Below are 18,379 nucleotides of genomic sequence, written 5' to 3' on the forward strand. Positions count from 1 at the left end.
CAAACATCAAACATCAAACATCAAACATCAAAACAATAATTCAAAACTGTGTCATATAAATATTAGACAGGACGTCTAGTCGCTTGGTACTGAAATTGCATAAATATTGCATCCATCAAGCCATCTATAAAACTTAAGATATGGAGCTTCACATGACCGATTCTCCCATTAACAGCTCAACGACTCCGCTCTCTACTTCAACAGTAAGCACATCTGACGACTATTTTGAAAAAAGGCAACTGAAACAAGGTGCTGTAGGCTGGCTATTATTAGTCGGTTTAGGCGTAGCGTATGTCATTTCAGGCGACTTTGCTGGCTGGAACTTCGGTCTTGCTCAAGGTGGCTGGGGCGGTATGTTTATCGCAACGGTTGTCGTAGCCATCATGTATTTATGCATGTGCCTGTCGATGTCTGAAATGGCCACCATGCTGCCCACTGCGGGCGGTGGCTATAGCTTTGCGCGTACCGCATTTGGTCCATTTGGCGGCTATCTCACTGGCACGGCGATTTTAATTGAATATGCCATCGCCCCTGCAGCCATCGCATGCTTTATTGGTGCCTACTGCGAGTCCTTATTTGGTGTCGGTGGATGGATCATTTATCTCATCTGCTATCTGGTTTTTATGGGTATTCATCTTAAAGGTGCAGGTGAAGCCCTCAAGATCATGTTTGTCATTACCGCCATTGCAGCCGTCGCTCTTTTTGTCTTTATCATCGCAATGGCACCACATTTTAATAGCGCCAACTTATTTAACATTGCACCAACTGAAAATATCGGAGCAAGTAGCTTCCTACCGATGGGTTATATCGGCATTTGGGCTGCGGTGCCCTATGCGATTTGGTTCTTTTTAGCAGTGGAAGGTGTACCACTGGCAGCAGAAGAAGCCAAAGATCCATCCAAATCATTACCGCGTGGTTTGATCGGTTCAATGCTGATTTTAGCCGCTTTTGCCCTACTTATTCTGTTCTTAGGTGCTGGTGCTGCTGGCGCAGAACAACTTAAAGAATCAGGCGCACCCTTAGTTGATGCACTGGTAGCAGTCTATGGTCAAAACAGCTGGTTAGGCAGTTTTGTTAACTTTGTCGGTCTAGCAGGTTTAATTGCAAGTTTCTTCTCCATCATCTATGCCTATTCACGTCAAATTTTCGCCTTATCCCGTGGGGGGTATTTACCGACCTCGTTATCACTGACCAATAAAAACAAAGCGCCCTATTTAGCGATTATTATTCCCGGCATCATTGGTTTTTTATTGTCCCTAACAGGTGAAGGTGATCTGCTCATCCTGATGGCGGTATTTGGTGCGACTATTTCTTATGTCTTGATGATGCTTTCTCACATTAAACTGCGCATCAGCCGTCCAGAGTTGCATCGTCCCTATAAAACCCCAGGTGGGATTGTCACCTCATCAATTGCTTTGATTTTAGCCAGTATTGCGGTGATAGCTGGTTTTGTGGTGGATCCTAAAGTTTGGTTTATGGCTGCCACTATTTATGCGGTCTTTATTGCCTACTTTATTTTCCATAGTCGCCATCGACTCGTTCAAGGTACGCCTGAAGAAGAATTTGAAAGTATTCGCAAGGCCGAACAAGACTTATAGAAGGACCTATGACATGGCTTATAAAACGTTGATTGGACATCAGCACTATGTGTTTAATGATTTAAAAACTTTAATGGCGAAAGCAACCCCGCTGCGCTCAGGTGATCAACTTGCAGGTGTTGCAGCGGAAAATGCCACGGAACGTGTTGCTGCACAAATGGCACTGGCCGATGTTCCATTGAAGCAGTTTTTAACTGAAGTGCTGATCAGCTATGAACAGGATGAAATAACCCGCCTGATTATCGATGAGCACCGTAGTGATTTATTTGCACCAATTTCACATTTTACCGTAGGAGACTTTCGTAACTGGCTACTCAGTGAAGATGCGACTACGCAGAAATTACAACAACTTGCGCTCGGTTTAACCCCTGAAATGGTGGCTGCGGTGAGTAAAATTATGCGCAATCAAGACCTCATCTTGGTGGCAAGTAAATGTGAAGTCATCACCCAATTTCGCAACACCATTGGTTTAAAAGGTCATCTCTCGACCCGTTTACAACCGAATCATCCGACCGATGATCTCTTGGGTATATCGGCCAGTATTTTGGATGGCTTGATGTATGGCAATGGTGATGCTGTCATTGGGATTAATCCTGCAACCGATAACCTACAAAATTTATCGGAGCTGCTCAAACTACTCGATCATGTGATCCAAGAGCATCACATTCCAACCCAGTCTTGTGTACTGACGCATATCAGTTCGGGGATTCAACTGGCTGAAAAAAATGTGCCGATTGATTTGATGTTTCAATCGATTGCAGGCACACAGCGTGCCAATGAAGGTTTCGGCATTAACCTCGAATTAGTGCGTGAAGGCTATGAAGCGACACTGGCTCTCAAGCGTGGGACTGTGGGACAAAATGTGATGTATTTTGAAACAGGTCAAGGCAGTGCTTTATCTAGTAATGCACATCACGGTGTAGATCAACAAACCTTAGAAGTCCGTGCCTATGCTGTGGCTCGTAAATTTAACCCACTACTGGTAAATACTGTGGTTGGGTTTATTGGCCCAGAGTATTTATACAATGGTAAACAAATTATCCGTGCAGGCTTGGAAGACCATTTTTGTGGCAAGCTCCTAGGCTTACCTATGGGCTGCGACATTTGCTATACCAACCATGCCGATGCCGACCAAAATGACATGGATGTACTACTCACCCTTTTCGGTGCAGCAGGTTTGAACTTTATTATGGGCATTCCGGGTTCGGATGACGTCATGCTGAACTATCAAACCACGTCATTTCATGATGCGCTGTATTTAAGGCAACTTTTAGGCTTAAAAGCCGCACCTGAGTTTGATCTGTGGTTGGCGGAACAAGGCATCTTTAAACAACAGCAGCAGCACATTCTCTGGCCGGAACATATCCCGCCACAATTTGAAAAACTTTTGCATATATAAGGAGCAACTTATGTCACTTGTTCCTCTAGAAAACTATCAATCTGAACAGCATCAGGATGTTTGGGAAAATTTAAAGAAATTTACCGATGCTCGTATCGCCATTGGTCGTGCTGGTTGTAGCATCCCAACCCATGAACTGCTGAAATTTCAACTGGCGCATGCGGAAGCACAAGATGCGGTACATCAAGCTTTAGATGTCGAACACTTAGTTGCGAGTTTTAATACACTAGGTTTGGATAGTCTGACGGTACACAGTCAAACTGAAAACAAACAAGAATACTTAAAACGTCCTGACTTAGGTCGCCTGTTAAGTCCAGCTTCACAACATGGCTTAGAGGTTTTTAAAGCCAGCAACCCGCAAAACTATGATGTCTGCATTGTGATTGGTGATGGACTATCTGCACGGGCGATTGAAGAAAATGCAGTGCCTTTTATTCAGCACCTTATCCCGCAGCTGCAAGCGAAACACTGGAGCATTGCACCGATGGTGATTGCTACTGGAAGCCGAGTCGCTTTGGGTGATCCAGTTGCAGAGTGCCTACAGGCGACTATGCTCGTGATGCTGATTGGCGAAAGGCCCGGTCTGAGTTCACCTGATAGTATGGGCATTTACTATACATGGAAAGCAGCCTCAGGCACTTTGGATGCTAAACGCAACTGTATTTCAAATGTTCGACCTGCAGGCTTAAGCATTCCTGTTGCAGTACAACGACTAATGTCTTTGATGCGTGGCTCTAAGAAACTCGGCTACTCAGGTGTAGACTTAAAAGATGAACATGAAATGGTCAGTCTAGACACGGAACATACGCCTAAACGATTATTTTAATTTGAAGCAGATCAGCCGTGATTTTACGGCTGATCTTAAATAGCATGTTATGTTGATTTAGTTTTTTTAGCTTGCTTTATTCAGCGCTTGTTCTACAAAATGTAGGCGATCTTGGCCCCAATACATTTCATCACCCACAAAGAATGTCGGTGCGCCGAAAATGCCACGTTGAATGGCCTGTTCTGTTTCAGTGATCAGTTTTTGTTTCACCACATCCGACTGAACCATACTCATAATATCTTCTACAGAAAAGCCACTTGGTTCTAGCACTTCTGCCAAGACAGTAGGTTCATTCAGATTTTGTGGTGTACCAAACATCGCATCGAATAAAAGTTTTAAAACTTGCTCAAACTTTTCTAGATGCAACAATTGAACGCCTGTCAAAATGCGCATTAGGGTTAAAGTGTTCATTGGAAAATGCGGATTCATTTGCATTGGGATATGGTAATACTCCGCCCAGCGCTGCATATCTAAGATTGAATAAACCCCTTTGACAGGAATCTCTATCGGACTACGATTACCTGTTGCTTTAAACACCCCGCCTAATAAAATAGGCTTATACACAATCTGAATCTCTTGCTGCTCTGCTATTTGCAGTAAACGATAGTAGGCCAAATAGCTATATGGGCTGCCCAAATCAAAATAAAATTCTACGCTTTTCATGCTTTGTCCTTTTACCACGTTTCCATCCAAGGTCTTAAATCTAACTCATGCGTCCATGCATCGCGCGGTTGCTGCGACAAATGCCAATAATTTTCTGCAATATGCACGGGATTTAATATGCCATCCTGTTCTTTGCGCGCGTACATCTCAGGAAAAGTGTCTTTAATAAAATCGGTATCAATTGCCCCATCCACCACCACGTGTGCCACATGAATATTTTTCGGGCCAAGCTCACGTGCCATACTTTGCGCTAAAGCACGCAGTGCATGTTTCGCCCCTGCAAAAGCGGCAAAGTTTGCTGCACCTCTTATGCCTGCGGTTGCACCCGTGAAAATAATGCTCCCATGTTCACGCACGAGCATACGCTTCGCCACTTCACGCCCTGTCAAGAACGCGCCGAAACATGCCATTTCCCAAATTTTAAAATACTTACGTGCAGTTTCTTCTAAAATACTACATGGCACATTCGCCCCAATGTTAAACACTAAAACATCGATTTCACCAATATTGGCTTCAATTTCTTCTACCAAAGCGATGACTTGATCTTCTTTACGTGCATCCGACGCAAAGCCATATGCAAGGCCACCTTCAGCTTCTATCTCTGCAATTAAGGGCTGGAGTTTTTCGGCATTTCTTCGCGTCATGCAGGTGATGTATCCACCACGTGCAAACCGTTTCGCAATTTCACCCCCTGTAGCATCTCCTGCGCCAATCACTAACGCGACTTTCTTTTTAGCATCAGTCTTTTGCAACTGCTGTTCTGGCTGTAATTCATCCATAAATACACTCCCTTCATAAAATAACGATCGTTATCATAACGATCACTATGTTATAGTTTTTAGCGTCAGTCAATTTTATTTTGATGAAACTCCTATGCGCTATAAAACAGGCTATAAAGAAGAAAAACGTCAAGAACTGCTTAAAATCAGTGCTCAACTGGCCAAGAAGCAAGGCTTTGCCAATACTGGTGTCGACGGTTTTATGAAAGCGGCTCAAATGACCAGCGGTGCTTTTTATTCGCATTTTTCATCAAAACATGAATTATTTGAAGCACTGATCCAGTCCGAGTTGCAACACAGCTTTCAAGCATGGCAAGCCAATCCGCATGACAACCTCGAAGAGTGGATTGACTTCGAAATTGAACGTTATTTAGCGCTGTCTCATGTGCAACGCCCAGATCAAGGCTGTGTTATTCCCTCTCTTGCAGCCGAGGTAGCACGTAGTAGTGAAACAACAAAACTGTGTTTTCAACAGGAAATGCTTCGTGGTCACGCACTCTTTACACAACATCTAGGCAGTGAAACACAAGCTTGGGCGGTACTGTGTCAACTGGTCGGCGCAATCGTCATGGCACGCAGCATGGCGGATGAACATCTACAACGAGAAATTTTAAGCTCAAGCAAATGGATGATTAAAAACATGCTACAGCTCAAGTAAAATCTTGGATTGAATTTATAGTTTTTCTACATATTTTCTGATTTATTGCCTTCAACTTCTACGCATTTCCCTGTACATTTTTAAACTCCTTTAACCCCTGTGAACGAGCCAACTATGACGACACTACCCGATACCATTTACGCGATTCAGCATCTTGCTTTTGAAGATTTGGGCGCATGGGAAGATGTGTTATATCAATTGGGTTATCGGGTACGATATTTTGAAGCCGGCAAAGATGATTTAGCTAAAGCATTGAACTACACAGGTCTAACCGTCATTTTAGGTGGACCGATTGGGGTATATGAAACTGAAGATTACCCTTTCTTACAACAAGAAATAGACTTACTCAAAGTTCGTTTAGAAAAGAATTTACCCACTTTAGGGATTTGCTTAGGTGCACAATTAATTGCACATGCACTCGGTGCAAAAGTATATGCAGGTCATAGCAAAGAAATTGGCTGGAGTCAGTTACAGCTCAATATCGTTGAACATAACCCTCTACAAACACTGGTAGGAACTGAAGTGCTACATTGGCATGGCGACACCTTTGAACTTCCTGCTCAAGCTGAACTGTTGGCCAGCTCAGAAGTTTATCCCAACCAAGCTTTTCGTGTAGGCAAAAATATTCTAGGCTTACAGTTCCATCCTGAAGTCGCAGCGGATGGTTTAGAAAAATGGCTAATTGGGCATACTGCTGAACTTCGTCAAGCGAACATCAACATTCCAGCACTGCGTGCAGACAACCAACGCTTTGCAGCTCACCTAGAACATGTCTCTGGACAAGTTTTGGCAGCGTATTTAAAAGCACTGGTTTAATAATTCAGCCATAATCCGCTCAATGCGTATTTTGCTCTAAATTTTAAGTTCACAGCAGCCACAAAAAAGCACCTCTATGAGGTGCTTTTTTGGTAGATATCGCTTATTTTGCAACAGCTTTAGGCTGTGGAACTGATGCTTCAGTGGTGATATTCACAGTGATTTTATCACCCACGTTTGGCACGTATGCGCCTACACCAAAAGCAGAACGGTCAAATGAAGTGGTTGCATTGAAACCAATTGACTGTGCTTTGGTCATTGGGTGCTCACCTTGCTTATTCAACACGGCATCTAAAACGACAGGCTTTGTCACATTTTTAATGGTTAAATCACCTGTGATTTTGTATTTGTTTGCACCAACCGCTTGTACTTTTGTACTCTTGAAAGTGATCTTTGGATATTTTGCTGCATCAAAGAAATCCCCGCCTTGCAAGTGCTCATCTAAAGCTTTTACGTTGGTGTTTAAGCTAGATAAAGGAATCGTTACATTCACCGATGAATTTGCAGGTTTTGCATTATCAACATTAATTACACCCTGAATGTCGCTGAAGTTAGCAGATGGAGTTGAAAAACCAAAGTGGCTCCATGTGAAAACTGTTGCTGTATGTGTAGGGTCAATTTGATATGCCACAGGTTTCGCCATAGCAGTAGTCGCAGTTGCAACAGCCAAACCGATTGTTAAAGCTTTAAAGTTCATGTTTTTATCTCACATTGGAATACTGCTTAGTCTATAGAGTTCTACAACGAATACATCTATAAAGATAAAACGATATGTTGCAACTTTAGAACGATATAATTGTTTTTAAATGTAGCGACTTACCTACACCTGATATTGAATAAAACCCGTCTTCTTCACGACTTTATTATAAAGTTGTTGTGCGACCAAATTGTCCTGATGGGTGAGCCAATAAACCCGATCACAGGCTCGCTTTTCGGTATGCATTTTGACGTGTTCGATTAAAGCTCTTGCAATTCCTAGCCCATGATAGTCCTCATGGGTAAACACATCTTGTAAGTATGCGTACTATCATGCTCTATCACATCCACAATGCCTACAAGCCGACCTGCTATATAAGTGCAGCAAACCATACATATATAGTCAAACTACTTTATTATCCATACATTATTATAAGAAAACTCTAAATAATTCATCGACTTATTTGTATTTGTTTTATAATGATTTGACTATATTCACGCTTAGAATCAGTCAGTTTATGCCACGTGTTTTCAGATATCTGTTCCAATAAATCAACCTGATAAAATGCCTGATAAGCTTGCCATAGTGTAACCCAGATCGACTGATCGATTTCTGTCAGTGGCACAATTTGAATATTTCGTACTTCCATTTGGCTCTCAAAGTACTATTTATTTTTGTAAGGCTTATATTTAAGCTAAAATCACCACAAAGAAAAAGCCTTATTGAATCGCTTCAATAAGACTTCTTTTAGACGTGACAACCATCATAGTTTTTCAATCAGAATCCGATCAATTAACTTCATACCTGTCTGCTTTTCATGGTTTTTACGACGGATCTTAATTTGCTTATCTTCTGCTAAATCTTGCAATAACAGTTCAACAGCAACCATCGCTTCCAAAGGTAGATCTGGTCCAATCCACTTCTGTTCGCCCGCATCCATCAATACAACTTCATCATGAATTTGATCGTACAAGCTCATATCATCACCTAAAATTTATGCAGCTAGTTCAGCAGCAGCTTGCATATTATATACACCATTCAAAATAAAAGACGCCCCTAAACTGGAGCGTCCTTCAAACAGTCAATTTTTAAAAATTAAGCTGTCAATTCTTTTACCGCAGCAACAACTGCTTCAGTGGTAATACCGAAGTATTGGTATAAGTCTTTCGCAGGTGCAGATTCACCATAAGTCGTCATACCAATTACACGACCGTCTAAACCTACAAACTTCCACCAGTAGTCTACATGTGCTGCTTCAACAGCAACACGTGCACGAATGTTTGATGGAAGAACCGCTTCACGGTATGCTGCATCTTGCTTCACAAATTCTTCTGCACATGGCATAGACACGACACGCACACCTTCAAGTTGTGCGTGCGCCTCCATCGCTAAAGATACTTCAGAACCTGTCGCAATAATAATCGCTTTTAATTCGCCTTTTTCTTCAGCCAATACATAACCACCTTTCGCTACATTTGCAATTTGTGCATCTGTACGTGTTTGGAATGGTAGGTTTTGACGAGAGAAGATCAACGCAGTTGGGCCTTCTGAGCGTACAAGTGCAGATTTCCAAGACACAGCGGCTTCAACTGTATCACATGGACGCCAAGTATTTAAGTTTGGTGTACCACGTAAAGACGCAATTTGCTCTACAGGTTGGTGCGTTGGACCATCTTCACCCAAACCAATTGAGTCATGTGTATATACATGGATTACACGTTGTTTCATCATTGCAGACATACGTACTGCATTACGCGCATATTCCATAAACATGAGGAATGTTGCAACATAAGGAATGAAACCACCGTGAAGTGCAACACCGTTTGCAATTGCAGTCATACCAAACTCACGTACGCCATAGTGTACGTAGTTACCTGCAGGATTGTCCTGAACGCCTTGGCAACCTTTCCAAAGTGTTAAGTTAGAACCAGCCAAGTCCGCAGAACCGCCTAATAGTTCAGGCAATAATGGACCAAATGCTTGTAATGTGTTTTGGCTTGCTTTACGCGTAGCAATGGTTTCCGCTTTTGCATTGGTGTCAGCAATAAACGCATCTGCTTGAGCAAGGAATTCAGCTGGCAATTCACCTGAAAGGCGACGTTTCAATTCAGCTGCTTCAGTTGGATATTTTGCTGCATATTGAGCAAATAATTCATTCCAAGCTGCTTCAGAAGCCGTCCCTTTTGCTTTTGCATCCCATGCTGCATAAACGTCAGCAGGAATTTCAAATGGACCTTCAGTCCAGCCCAATGCTTCACGTGTTAATGCGATTTCGTCATTACCTAACGGCGCACCGTGACAGTCTTCTTTACCTTGCTTATTTGGCGAACCTAGACCAATAATCGTTTTACAGATGATGATCGTTGGTTTTTTCGTTTCAGCTTTTGCTTGCAAAGTCGCAGCACGTAATGCATCTGCATCATGACCATCAGCTTTAAGTACTTGCCAACCATAAGCCAAGAAACGTTGCTCTGTATCGTCAGAGAACCAACCTTCTACTTCACCATCAATCGAAATACCGTTGTCGTCATAGTAAGCAATCAGTTTACCTAGACCTAGTGTGCCTGCAAGTGAACATGCTTCGTGAGAAACACCTTCCATTAAACAGCCATCACCTAAGAAACAGTAAGTGAAATGATCAACAACGCTCATCTCATCTTTGTTGAACTGCGCTGCTAAGGTTTTTTCAGCTAGAGCAAAACCAACTGCGTTTGCAATCCCCTGACCAAGCGGGCCAGTTGTCGTTTCAATACCTGGTGCATAACCTAATTCTGGGTGACCCGGCGTTTTAGAGTGCAGTTGACGGAATGCTTTTAAATCTTCAATTGATAAATCATAGCCCGTAAGGTGCAATAACGCATATTGCAGCATAGAGCCATGACCATTTGATAGTACAAAACGGTCACGGTTCGCCCATTGAGGGTTAGTCGGGTTATGGTTAAAAAACTCACGCCATACCACATCAGCGATATCAGCCATCCCCATTGGCGCACCTGGATGTCCAGAGTTTGCTTTTTGCACAGCATCCATTGCCAATACACGAATTGCGTTTGCAATACGACGTTCGTTAAGCGGGGTTGTCATAGGTCAGAGTCCAAACAAATGATTTAAAGAGTAAGATGAATAGAATTCAAAGATAGGTGTATTGTCTTAAAAAAAGAGGAATGGGTAAAGCCTAATGGACAATATTTCGCTATTTATTCATCATCAATGTCTAATAAATGCGGGCATTGCCTAAAATCACAACAATTTCACTCAGAAATGTCTCTCTCGCTTTTCTCCAGTTCAAATCCTACACGATAGAATCATCAGCTTTTAAAAACAAAGCTCAGCCACCCTATTCACTAATCAGAACAAACCGTTATCCTTGAGGATCAAACACATCACAAGATACATTTGTATTTTTTACATACAATTAAACATTCATGGTGAATTTTATTCACCTTTTTAAATTATTCATGAATTACTACAGATTATCGATTATTTTCTGATGCTTATTTTGAGCATTTTTATTTACCCACTTAACACCCAAGCCAAAAAAGACTCAAACAAACTATTGTTTTACAATTAGATATAACCAAAGCACAAAATCTCATGATACGCACCCATAAACTTTGAATCAGAACCCGTTACTTTGTCATTTCGAACTAAAAATAAACGCTATATCAATTTTTTAGATGCTTATATCAGATAAAAAGTCGTTGAATTGAAATAAATTCAGTCATTTTGGTCGTGTAGAACTGGCTCAAACGGCTAAGTCGATGTACCATATTGCGTCTTTTAAATTAACTGTGATAGGACTTATGCGCGAGTACGCTGTATTTACCTCGGAATCTGTAAGCGAAGGCCATCCAGATAAAATGGCTGACCAAATCAGTGATGCTATCTTGGATGCGATCTTAAAAGAAGACCCATATGCGCGGGTTGCTTGTGAAACGCTTGTAAAAACGGGTGCGGTAGTACTTGCAGGTGAAATCACAACAACTGCAAATGTGGACTTTGAAGCGATTGTTCGTCAAACCGTAAATGGTATTGGTTACCACCATTCTGACCTTGGTTTTGATGGTTCAACATGTGCCGTGATCAACATGATTGGTAAACAGTCACCAGAGATTGCTCAAGGTGTAGACCGTCAAAAGCCTGAAGATCAAGGTGCAGGTGACCAAGGCTTAATGTTTGGTTATGCAAGCCGTGAAACTGACGTGCTTATGCCTGCTCCAATTTCATATGCACACCGTTTAATGGAAAAGCAAGCTGAGCTACGTCGTAGTGGCGCTTTACCATGGTTACGTCCAGATGCAAAAAGCCAAGTGACTTTTGCTTATGAAAATGGCATGCCTGTTCGTTTAGACGCAGTCGTATTATCTACCCAGCACGATCCTGAAATTTCTCAAAGCAACTTAAAAGAAGCTGTGATTGAAGAAATCGTGAAAAAAGTGATCCCTGCTGAAATGTTCCATGCAGACACCAAATTCCACATTAATCCAACAGGAATGTTTGTGATTGGTGGTCCAGTGGGTGACTGTGGTTTAACAGGTCGTAAAATCATTGTAGACACTTACGGTGGCATGGCACGTCACGGTGGTGGTGCTTTCTCTGGTAAAGATCCATCTAAGGTTGACCGTTCTGCTGCTTACGCAGGTCGTTATGTTGCGAAAAACATCGTAGCTGCGGGCCTTGCTGACAAATGTGAAATTCAAGTGTCTTATGCCATTGGTGTGGCTGAGCCAACATCTATTTCGATCAATACCTTCAATACAGCAAAAGTATCTGAAGAGTTGATCATTGCATTAGTCCGTGAACACTTCGACTTACGTCCATACGGGATCACTCGTATGCTTGACCTCATTCAACCGATGTATAAGCAAACTGCTGCTTATGGTCACTTCGGTCGTGAAGGTTCAGATACAGCATTTACGTGGGAAAAAACCGACAAAGTGGAAGCACTTAAAGCTTCAGCTGGTCTATAAGTTTGATCCTAAAAGAAACCCGCTTAATGCGGGTTTTTTTATTTGAACTGATGGAAAATAGCCCATCAGTTAAGTCGTGAAGTCATTGAACCTCACTACTTGGGTTTGTTGTCATGATTGAGCACATCAAAGAGCGAAGTCACGGCAGCGGGTTCGCTGTTTCGGTCGGCCAAATAGACTTGTACAGATTTAACAATAATCGCTGCTGCAAGACATGCAACAATACAGAAAATCCAAAATCCAAAAGGACTTCGAATATTATGTGATCCACAGTTTGGACAGTCTTTATCTGTTGATGCGACAACTGTTTCACAACATGCGCAGTGGTATTGATAGAGCATGGCTTTACCCCCCTTGTTTTTGTCCTTTCTTGTTTTTATTGTCCATCACCCTGCCTCACAGAATGTTAGATTCATTTATCTTATGTGAGTATTTGTTGAGACTCAAGCGCCATTCACCTGAAGTGATGTCAGCAACGGCTTACACTGAAAGATTAATCAATTGATTTAACGCATATTCCTCTTTATAACACCGAATCATGACAATTTCATTTTGTAACATAATAGTTTTTGACGTATTCCAAAGTATTTGCTCGAAACCCTTTAGTTTTCTCGCGATTGTTTATTAAAATAAGATGCAACGATGAGGAAGAAAGAATGGTTCTGTTGATTAAAAAAGGCGGTTTACGCGAACGTGCCAACCGCAGCCGTAGCTATAAAGGTTCAGAAAATACCGAAGCGACATTACAGCCCAACCGCTATGCGCAAAGTAAAAAAGATGAGGCGTCCACCTTGGAACAAGCTCCATCATCTAAAGAACTTAAAAATGACTTAAATGTAGATTGCGAGAGCATCATACCAAAGCCATAAAGCAAAAATCAGGAACAACCCGCCAGAAAAAATGTCAATATAACTTCCTGAACGCTGATATGCCGCCTTAATTTTAGGTAATGACAAAAGCAGCATCAACAGTGCAAAAGTCATAAAAGTTTGGATTGGAATAATCACCGCAAGTTGCATTTTTAAATAGGGACTTGCGCTAGAACTCAGTGCCAATGAAAACACACTACTGAAATAAATCAGCGTTTTCGGGTTAGACAAGTTAGTCAGCAAACCTGACATGAAATAATGGTTGGCCTTTGGTGGAGGCAGTTTTTGACCATCATCTAGCAAGGCTTCTTGCTGCATTGCGCTGAGGCCTGCTTTCAACATAAGCCAACCCATACGTGCAAGGAACACCCCACCAACCACCATCAATACTTGTTGAATCCACGGCATTTTGTCGATGAGTACGGTAAAACCTAACAAGGTTAAAACCACCCAAACGACGATGCCAACAGAAATACCTAAGATAGTTTTTAAAGTATTTTTTTGTGTGGTCGAAGCTGAACTTTTGGCAATCAGCAAAACATCAGGACCAGGACTTAGCTGCGCAACAAAATGCAATGCGCAAATCGTGAAAAGCAATGACATAAAAAAGCGGCATAAATTTTAAAAAATAATTATATCGTTTGTTATATTTATTTTAAATCATAAGCACTTAAAACATTTTCATAAAGATAAAAAAAGCCGAGTTAGAACTCGGCTTTAAAATTAGGTATGAAATTATTTATTCACATCTTTCATTTCAATTTTTTTCGCATCTGGCGTGACTTCTCGTGCTTCGCCATCAATAATACTCGAGTCACGATAAGCTGAACCGCCCTGCTGTTGCTGCATTTCTTGCATCTGGCGCATGATATCTGCAAATGGGTTTTGACCTTGAGCACCACCGCCCATGCCATTCATATCCCCCATCATGCCACCCATCATTTTTTCCATCATCGCTTGCTGACGTTTCATCATCACGTTCATCAGTGCACCTGTCATGGCTTTTTGCACCGCAGGAATAAGCAATAACACGGCAACCACATCTGTCACCAAGCCAGGAATCAATAAAAGAAAACCCGCAATGATTTTTGGCAGATTGTTTGTTAATGCAGGATCTGCACCCATCTGGCCCGCTTGCATTTGCTGCATTTGTGGCATTAAACCTGTTGAATACTTACGAATCAGGCTCATACCAATAAAGAAAGCGGCAATAAACCAGAAGAACACGTACCACATGCTACCAACGAGGTCGCCCACGCCGATCCATACGAAGACTTCGAGAATGACACCAGCTAATATAAAAAGAAATAATTTCATGAAAATTAATCTAATCTCAACAAAATGAATAAGGTGCAAGAATCAAGTGCTCAATCTACATCAAGCTTTTTTGATACGCTTATGTAACAATATGGGCATATTATTTTTTTTAAAGGGCAAGCATGTCATTAATTATTGGTATTGACCCCGGTTCTCGCCTCACAGGCTACGGTATTATTCAAAAAGAAGGTCAAAAACTAATTTTTGTCGATGCTGGCACCATTCGTACCGAAGCTGCTGATATGCCTGAACGGCTAAAACGTATTTTTGCAGGTATTGATCGTATTGTAAAATTTCATGGCCCAACCGAAGCCGCAGTTGAGCAAGTGTTTATGGCACAAAACCCTGACTCCGCACTGAAGCTAGGGCAAGCACGCGGGGCTGCTATTGCTGCACTGGTCAACCTTGACCTACAAGTTGCAGAATACACCGCACGCCAGATTAAACAGTCGGTGGTCGGTTATGGCGCTGCGGACAAAGAACAAGTACAAATGATGGTGATGAAGCTCCTAAACCTGAGCATCAAACCACAGCAAGATGCAGCCGATGCTCTCGCTGCTGCTATTTGTCATGCACATGCTTCAGGCAGTATGACCAAGCTTGCTGTACTCAATGCTCTTGGCGGTATGGCGCGCGGACGCAGCCGTAGTAGCTCTCGTCGACGCTAAGTGTTAAGTGTTAAGTGACATAGTCTTTAAAGTCTTTACGCATTTCACGTATCGATGGTGCTTTGGGATAAGTTGCTATCAGCATTCTTCCCGAAATGCGTAAATTTTTCTTTTGAGCAGGATCGATACGAATAAAGACCAATTCTTCTGGCTCATTGCGGTGGTTGATCTCACAAATCATAATGGTGTAGTTTTTTTCAATCACTTTATAACGACTAAATGCCTGCTGTACGATTTGCTTAAAATTTTTCTGTCCACCTGATGGTGCAAGTTGGGTATAAATCACCAACAGTATGCATGCACCAACTACCAAGGCCACCAGTAAGTATTTATCCATTCTTCGGCTTTGTTGCATAAATATGTAAGCATCTGATTTAAATAAATTTAATTTTGGATCAAAAAATAATCAAAACTTTTAAAATCATATAGTTATGAAATCTTTGTGCAACAAAGCCGAATCGATCTCTTAAATTTGTGACCTGAATCACAATTATAAAATTAACATATCTCAGCTTTATTGAGGCTGTATTTAAACGTATTGATAAGTTTAATGAACTATAAATTCAGTAGTTACCAACATTAAGTAGCGCTTAATTTTCATATTGAATTCCACAGTTAAAATGCTATAAAAAAAGCCCATCAAATGAGATGGGCTTTTTTAGTAAGTACAAATACTTACTTCATGCTTGCAAAAACTTCTTTCGCTGCTTGCAGGGTAAATTCAATATCTTCATCAGAATGAGCAGCTGAAATAAAGCCAGCCTCAAATGCAGATGGTGCAAGGTTCACACCACGGTCTAACATGCCATGAAAGAACTTACGGAATGCATCGATATCACACTTCAGCATCGAGTCGAAGCTGGTAATGTCTTCTTGATCGGTAAAGTACAAACCAAACATACCGCCTACTTGTTGCGTTTTAAAAGCAATACCCGCTTCATCAGCCGCGCCTTGTAAACCCACAAGCAGTTTTTCTAGCTGCGCTGTCAATTTTTCATAAAAACCATCTTGGCGCAGGTGTTTAAACATCTCAATCCCTGCACGCATTGCAAGTGGATTCCCCGACAGTGTTCCAGCTTGGTAAACTTTACCCAGTGGAGCAATACACTCCATCACTTCTCGTTTCCCACCAAAAGCACCAACGGGTAAGCCTGCACCAATAATTTTACCCAAGGTGGTTAAATCAGGAGTCACACCATAGTGAGCTTGTGCACCACCCAATCCAACACGGAAACCAGTCATCACTTCATCAATGATAAAAACAGAACCATGTTCATCACATACATCACGAATCGCTTGTAAGAAGCCTTCGATTGGTTTGACTAGGTTCATGTTCCCTGCCACAGGCTCCACAATCACCCCTGCAATCTCCGAACCAAACTTTGCAAAGCACTCTTTTAAAGTGGCTATATCGTTATACGGAAGTGTGAGTGTATGTTTGGCAAAGTCGGCAGGAACACCGGCTGAAGTCGCTTCACCTTCGCCGCTGGTTAGCAAGCCAGAGCCTGCTTTTACTAGCAGTGAGTCTGAGTGACCGTGGTAACAACCTTCAAATTTTACAATCTTGTCACGACCTGTATAACCACGTGCAAGACGAATGGCGGTCATGGTTGCTTCAGTACCTGAGTTGGTCATACGAACCAGCTCAATTGACGGCATAATTTCGCAAATAATGTCGGCTAAAGTCGTTTCATGTACGGTAGGTGCACCGAAGCTTAAACCATCCACTGCAGCATTTTGAACTGCTTTAATAATTGCAGGATGAGCATGACCTAAAATCATTGGTCCCCATGAGCCCACATAGTCTACATAGCGCTTACCATCCACATCGTACAAGTATGCACCTTGCGCCTTTTCAATAAAGACAGGCGTTCCGCCTACGCTATTAAATGCACGTACAGGTGAGTTCACACCACCCGGAATATGTTTGCTTGCTTGTTTAAACAATTGTTCTTGCTTTGGAGATAAGCTCATGAAGTTACTCAACTCAAAAAATAAAAAAACATCTAAAAATACTTAAGCTTTAGATGCAAATAAATCAGCCCACTGTTCTATACGATCAGGAATCGCAGACATTGATAGCCCTAATATATCACTAATCACCGCGCAAAGGTCGGCACCGGCCTCGATCACTTCACCTGAATTTTCAACTGTTAAGCCACCAATAGCACAAATCGGCACATTCAATTTGGCTTTGGCTTCTTTTAAAGTCTGCAAGCCAATATTGCCAGCTTCTGGCTTGGTCTCAGTTGCATAAATTGCACCAAAAGCCACGTATGTTGCACCTTCAGCAATCGCCTTTTCAGCCAGCTCAATCGAGTTCAAACACGTACGACCAATCACCGCATCTTTTGGCAGGCGTGCGAAAGCTTCAGCAACTTCGCCATCTCCTTGCCCTAAATGCACGCCAACACCGTATTTCACTGCCATTTCTAAGTCATCGTTAATCACAAAAGGAACACCATACTCAGCGCACATAGCTTTCATATACTCGACTTCGTAATCCTGTTCTTCTTTAGGTACTTTTTTACGGCGATACTGCAAAATGGCAACTTCACGTGTTGCCATTGCACCTTCTAATTTAGCCAAAAGTAGCTCTAAAGGATCATCATTTGTAATTAAATATAAACCGCGCATTTAACTCTACCTTTGGGTTATGTCGTTCTATTATAAAGCCAAAGGCGACTAATGCTTTAATGAATTGGAACTGAAAATGCGTTGCTTTGCACAAAAATCCCGCGACTAAGCTCAGGCTATATAAAAATACCTATTTTCAGTGATAGTCGCCCCACCGCTTTCGCAGTTTAATGGATACAGAAAGCAACAAGAATAAAATAAAAATAACAACTTTATAACAAGAATAAGAGACACGCAGCGATCTGATACGGCTTTTTAGCTTTTTAAACCAGTGGTGTTTGAACAACATCATAAAAGCTAAAAAGCCGCATATTTTTACTTAACGTCCATATAAAAAAAGCCTAGAGAAGGTCACTCTAGGCTTGGAAAACTAAAAGCACTTTAAGGTTCAAAGCACTTATATATTATTTGGTGAAAATATAAACAACGATCTCATTATTAGAACATTAACTCATACTTTGCAACTGTTAATTTCAAACTTT

Annotated in this window: 19 protein-coding genes and 1 pseudogene; 8 read left to right on the plus strand and 12 right to left on the minus strand. The window is 41.7% G+C overall.

Annotated elements, in window-relative coordinates:
• Positions 1-152 precede the first annotated feature (152 nt).
• The 3 genes from eat to eutC are packed head-to-tail and all read left to right on the plus strand — an operon-like array spanning position 153 to position 3,823.
• Positions 153-1,598, plus strand: a complete 1,446-nt coding sequence (gene eat, locus AC4CU3_RS01005; protein ID WP_490737928.1) for an ethanolamine permease — start codon at positions 153-155, stop codon at positions 1,596-1,598.
• Positions 1,599-1,611: 13 nt separating this feature from the next.
• Positions 1,612-2,997 carry an ethanolamine ammonia-lyase subunit EutB gene (locus AC4CU3_RS01010; protein WP_490737929.1) on the plus strand — a complete coding sequence of 462 codons (1,386 nt, stop codon included), beginning with the start codon at positions 1,612-1,614 and terminating at the stop codon, positions 2,995-2,997.
• Positions 2,998-3,007: 10 nt separating this feature from the next.
• Positions 3,008-3,823, plus strand: coding sequence for an ethanolamine ammonia-lyase subunit EutC (gene eutC, locus AC4CU3_RS01015; RefSeq protein WP_279043782.1), 816 nt, complete (start codon positions 3,008-3,010; stop codon positions 3,821-3,823).
• A 66-nt stretch (positions 3,824-3,889) separates the two neighbouring features.
• Here the strand turns inward: eutC and AC4CU3_RS01020 are convergent, their stop codons facing one another.
• Both AC4CU3_RS01020 and AC4CU3_RS01025 read right to left on the minus strand, forming a co-directional pair.
• Positions 3,890-4,486: a 2-hydroxychromene-2-carboxylate isomerase gene (locus AC4CU3_RS01020; RefSeq protein ID WP_279043781.1), complete on the minus strand. Its 597-nt coding sequence runs from the start codon at positions 4,484-4,486 to the stop codon at positions 3,890-3,892.
• A gap of 11 nt (positions 4,487-4,497) precedes the next feature.
• Positions 4,498-5,265, minus strand: coding sequence for an SDR family oxidoreductase (locus tag AC4CU3_RS01025; RefSeq protein WP_279043780.1), 768 nt, complete (start codon positions 5,263-5,265; stop codon positions 4,498-4,500).
• A 94-nt stretch (positions 5,266-5,359) separates the two neighbouring features.
• Here AC4CU3_RS01025 and AC4CU3_RS01030 point away from each other — a divergent pair, with 94 nt between their 5' ends.
• Both AC4CU3_RS01030 and AC4CU3_RS01035 read left to right on the plus strand, forming a co-directional pair.
• The gene (locus AC4CU3_RS01030) at positions 5,360-5,923 is read left to right on the plus strand and encodes a TetR/AcrR family transcriptional regulator (protein WP_195728038.1); all 564 of its coding nucleotides are present in this window, start codon (positions 5,360-5,362) and stop codon (positions 5,921-5,923) included.
• A 114-nt stretch (positions 5,924-6,037) separates the two neighbouring features.
• Positions 6,038-6,739, plus strand: coding sequence for a glutamine amidotransferase (locus AC4CU3_RS01035; protein WP_279043779.1), 702 nt, complete (start codon positions 6,038-6,040; stop codon positions 6,737-6,739).
• Positions 6,740-6,842: 103 nt separating this feature from the next.
• On the opposite strand, the gene AC4CU3_RS01040 is transcribed toward AC4CU3_RS01035, so the two are convergent.
• From AC4CU3_RS01040 to tkt, 4 genes and pseudogenes are all read right to left on the minus strand, one after another.
• The gene (locus AC4CU3_RS01040) at positions 6,843-7,436 is read right to left on the minus strand and encodes a YceI family protein (RefSeq protein WP_279043778.1); all 594 of its coding nucleotides are present in this window, start codon (positions 7,434-7,436) and stop codon (positions 6,843-6,845) included.
• A gap of 123 nt (positions 7,437-7,559) precedes the next feature.
• Positions 7,560-8,085, minus strand: a pseudogene (locus AC4CU3_RS01045) (GNAT family N-acetyltransferase).
• 114 nt (positions 8,086-8,199) lie between these two features.
• Positions 8,200-8,415 carry a hypothetical protein gene (locus AC4CU3_RS01050; protein WP_004696769.1) on the minus strand — a complete coding sequence of 72 codons (216 nt, stop codon included), beginning with the start codon at positions 8,413-8,415 and terminating at the stop codon, positions 8,200-8,202.
• A gap of 116 nt (positions 8,416-8,531) precedes the next feature.
• Positions 8,532-10,520 carry a transketolase gene (gene tkt / locus AC4CU3_RS01055; RefSeq protein WP_490737930.1) on the minus strand — a complete coding sequence of 663 codons (1,989 nt, stop codon included), beginning with the start codon at positions 10,518-10,520 and terminating at the stop codon, positions 8,532-8,534.
• A gap of 719 nt (positions 10,521-11,239) precedes the next feature.
• Between tkt and metK the strand changes: the two genes are divergently transcribed.
• Positions 11,240-12,406, plus strand: coding sequence for a methionine adenosyltransferase (gene metK, locus AC4CU3_RS01060; protein WP_004984924.1), 1,167 nt, complete (start codon positions 11,240-11,242; stop codon positions 12,404-12,406).
• 95 nt (positions 12,407-12,501) lie between these two features.
• Here metK and AC4CU3_RS01065 read toward each other — a convergent pair whose 3' ends face one another.
• Positions 12,502-12,747, minus strand: a complete 246-nt coding sequence (locus tag AC4CU3_RS01065) for a hypothetical protein (protein WP_005401120.1) — start codon at positions 12,745-12,747, stop codon at positions 12,502-12,504.
• 315 nt (positions 12,748-13,062) lie between these two features.
• Here AC4CU3_RS01065 and AC4CU3_RS01070 point away from each other — a divergent pair, with 315 nt between their 5' ends.
• Positions 13,063-13,275 carry a hypothetical protein gene (locus AC4CU3_RS01070; RefSeq protein ID WP_125274210.1) on the plus strand — a complete coding sequence of 71 codons (213 nt, stop codon included), beginning with the start codon at positions 13,063-13,065 and terminating at the stop codon, positions 13,273-13,275.
• On the opposite strand, the gene AC4CU3_RS01075 is transcribed toward AC4CU3_RS01070, so the two are convergent.
• Positions 13,237-13,878: a LysE family transporter gene (locus AC4CU3_RS01075; protein ID WP_125274209.1), complete on the minus strand. Its 642-nt coding sequence runs from the start codon at positions 13,876-13,878 to the stop codon at positions 13,237-13,239. The genes AC4CU3_RS01070 and AC4CU3_RS01075 overlap by 39 nt on opposite strands.
• Before the next feature lie 132 nt (positions 13,879-14,010).
• A complete protein-coding gene (locus AC4CU3_RS01080) occupies positions 14,011-14,592 on the minus strand; it encodes an FxsA family protein (protein WP_419275614.1) in 582 nt (193 codons plus the stop codon).
• 122 nt (positions 14,593-14,714) lie between these two features.
• On the opposite strand from AC4CU3_RS01080, the gene ruvC reads away from it, so the two are divergent.
• Positions 14,715-15,260: a crossover junction endodeoxyribonuclease RuvC gene (ruvC, locus tag AC4CU3_RS01085; protein WP_004696760.1), complete on the plus strand. Its 546-nt coding sequence runs from the start codon at positions 14,715-14,717 to the stop codon at positions 15,258-15,260.
• A gap of 10 nt (positions 15,261-15,270) precedes the next feature.
• Here the strand turns inward: ruvC and AC4CU3_RS01090 are convergent, their stop codons facing one another.
• The 3 genes from AC4CU3_RS01090 to thiE form a co-directional block, all read right to left on the minus strand.
• A complete protein-coding gene (locus AC4CU3_RS01090) occupies positions 15,271-15,597 on the minus strand; it encodes a hypothetical protein (RefSeq protein ID WP_490737931.1) in 327 nt (108 codons plus the stop codon).
• Between the two features lie 338 nt (positions 15,598-15,935).
• Positions 15,936-17,234 (minus strand): glutamate-1-semialdehyde 2,1-aminomutase, encoded by a 1,299-nt coding sequence (gene hemL, locus AC4CU3_RS01095; RefSeq protein WP_279044362.1) that lies wholly within the window; start codon positions 17,232-17,234, stop codon positions 15,936-15,938.
• 42 nt (positions 17,235-17,276) lie between these two features.
• Positions 17,277-17,897, minus strand: coding sequence for a thiamine phosphate synthase (gene thiE / locus AC4CU3_RS01100; RefSeq protein ID WP_279044361.1), 621 nt, complete (start codon positions 17,895-17,897; stop codon positions 17,277-17,279).
• Positions 17,898-18,379: the final 482 nt, after the last annotated feature.

The sequence above is a fragment of the Acinetobacter sp. 802_lipA genome (genome assembly GCF_058242885.1).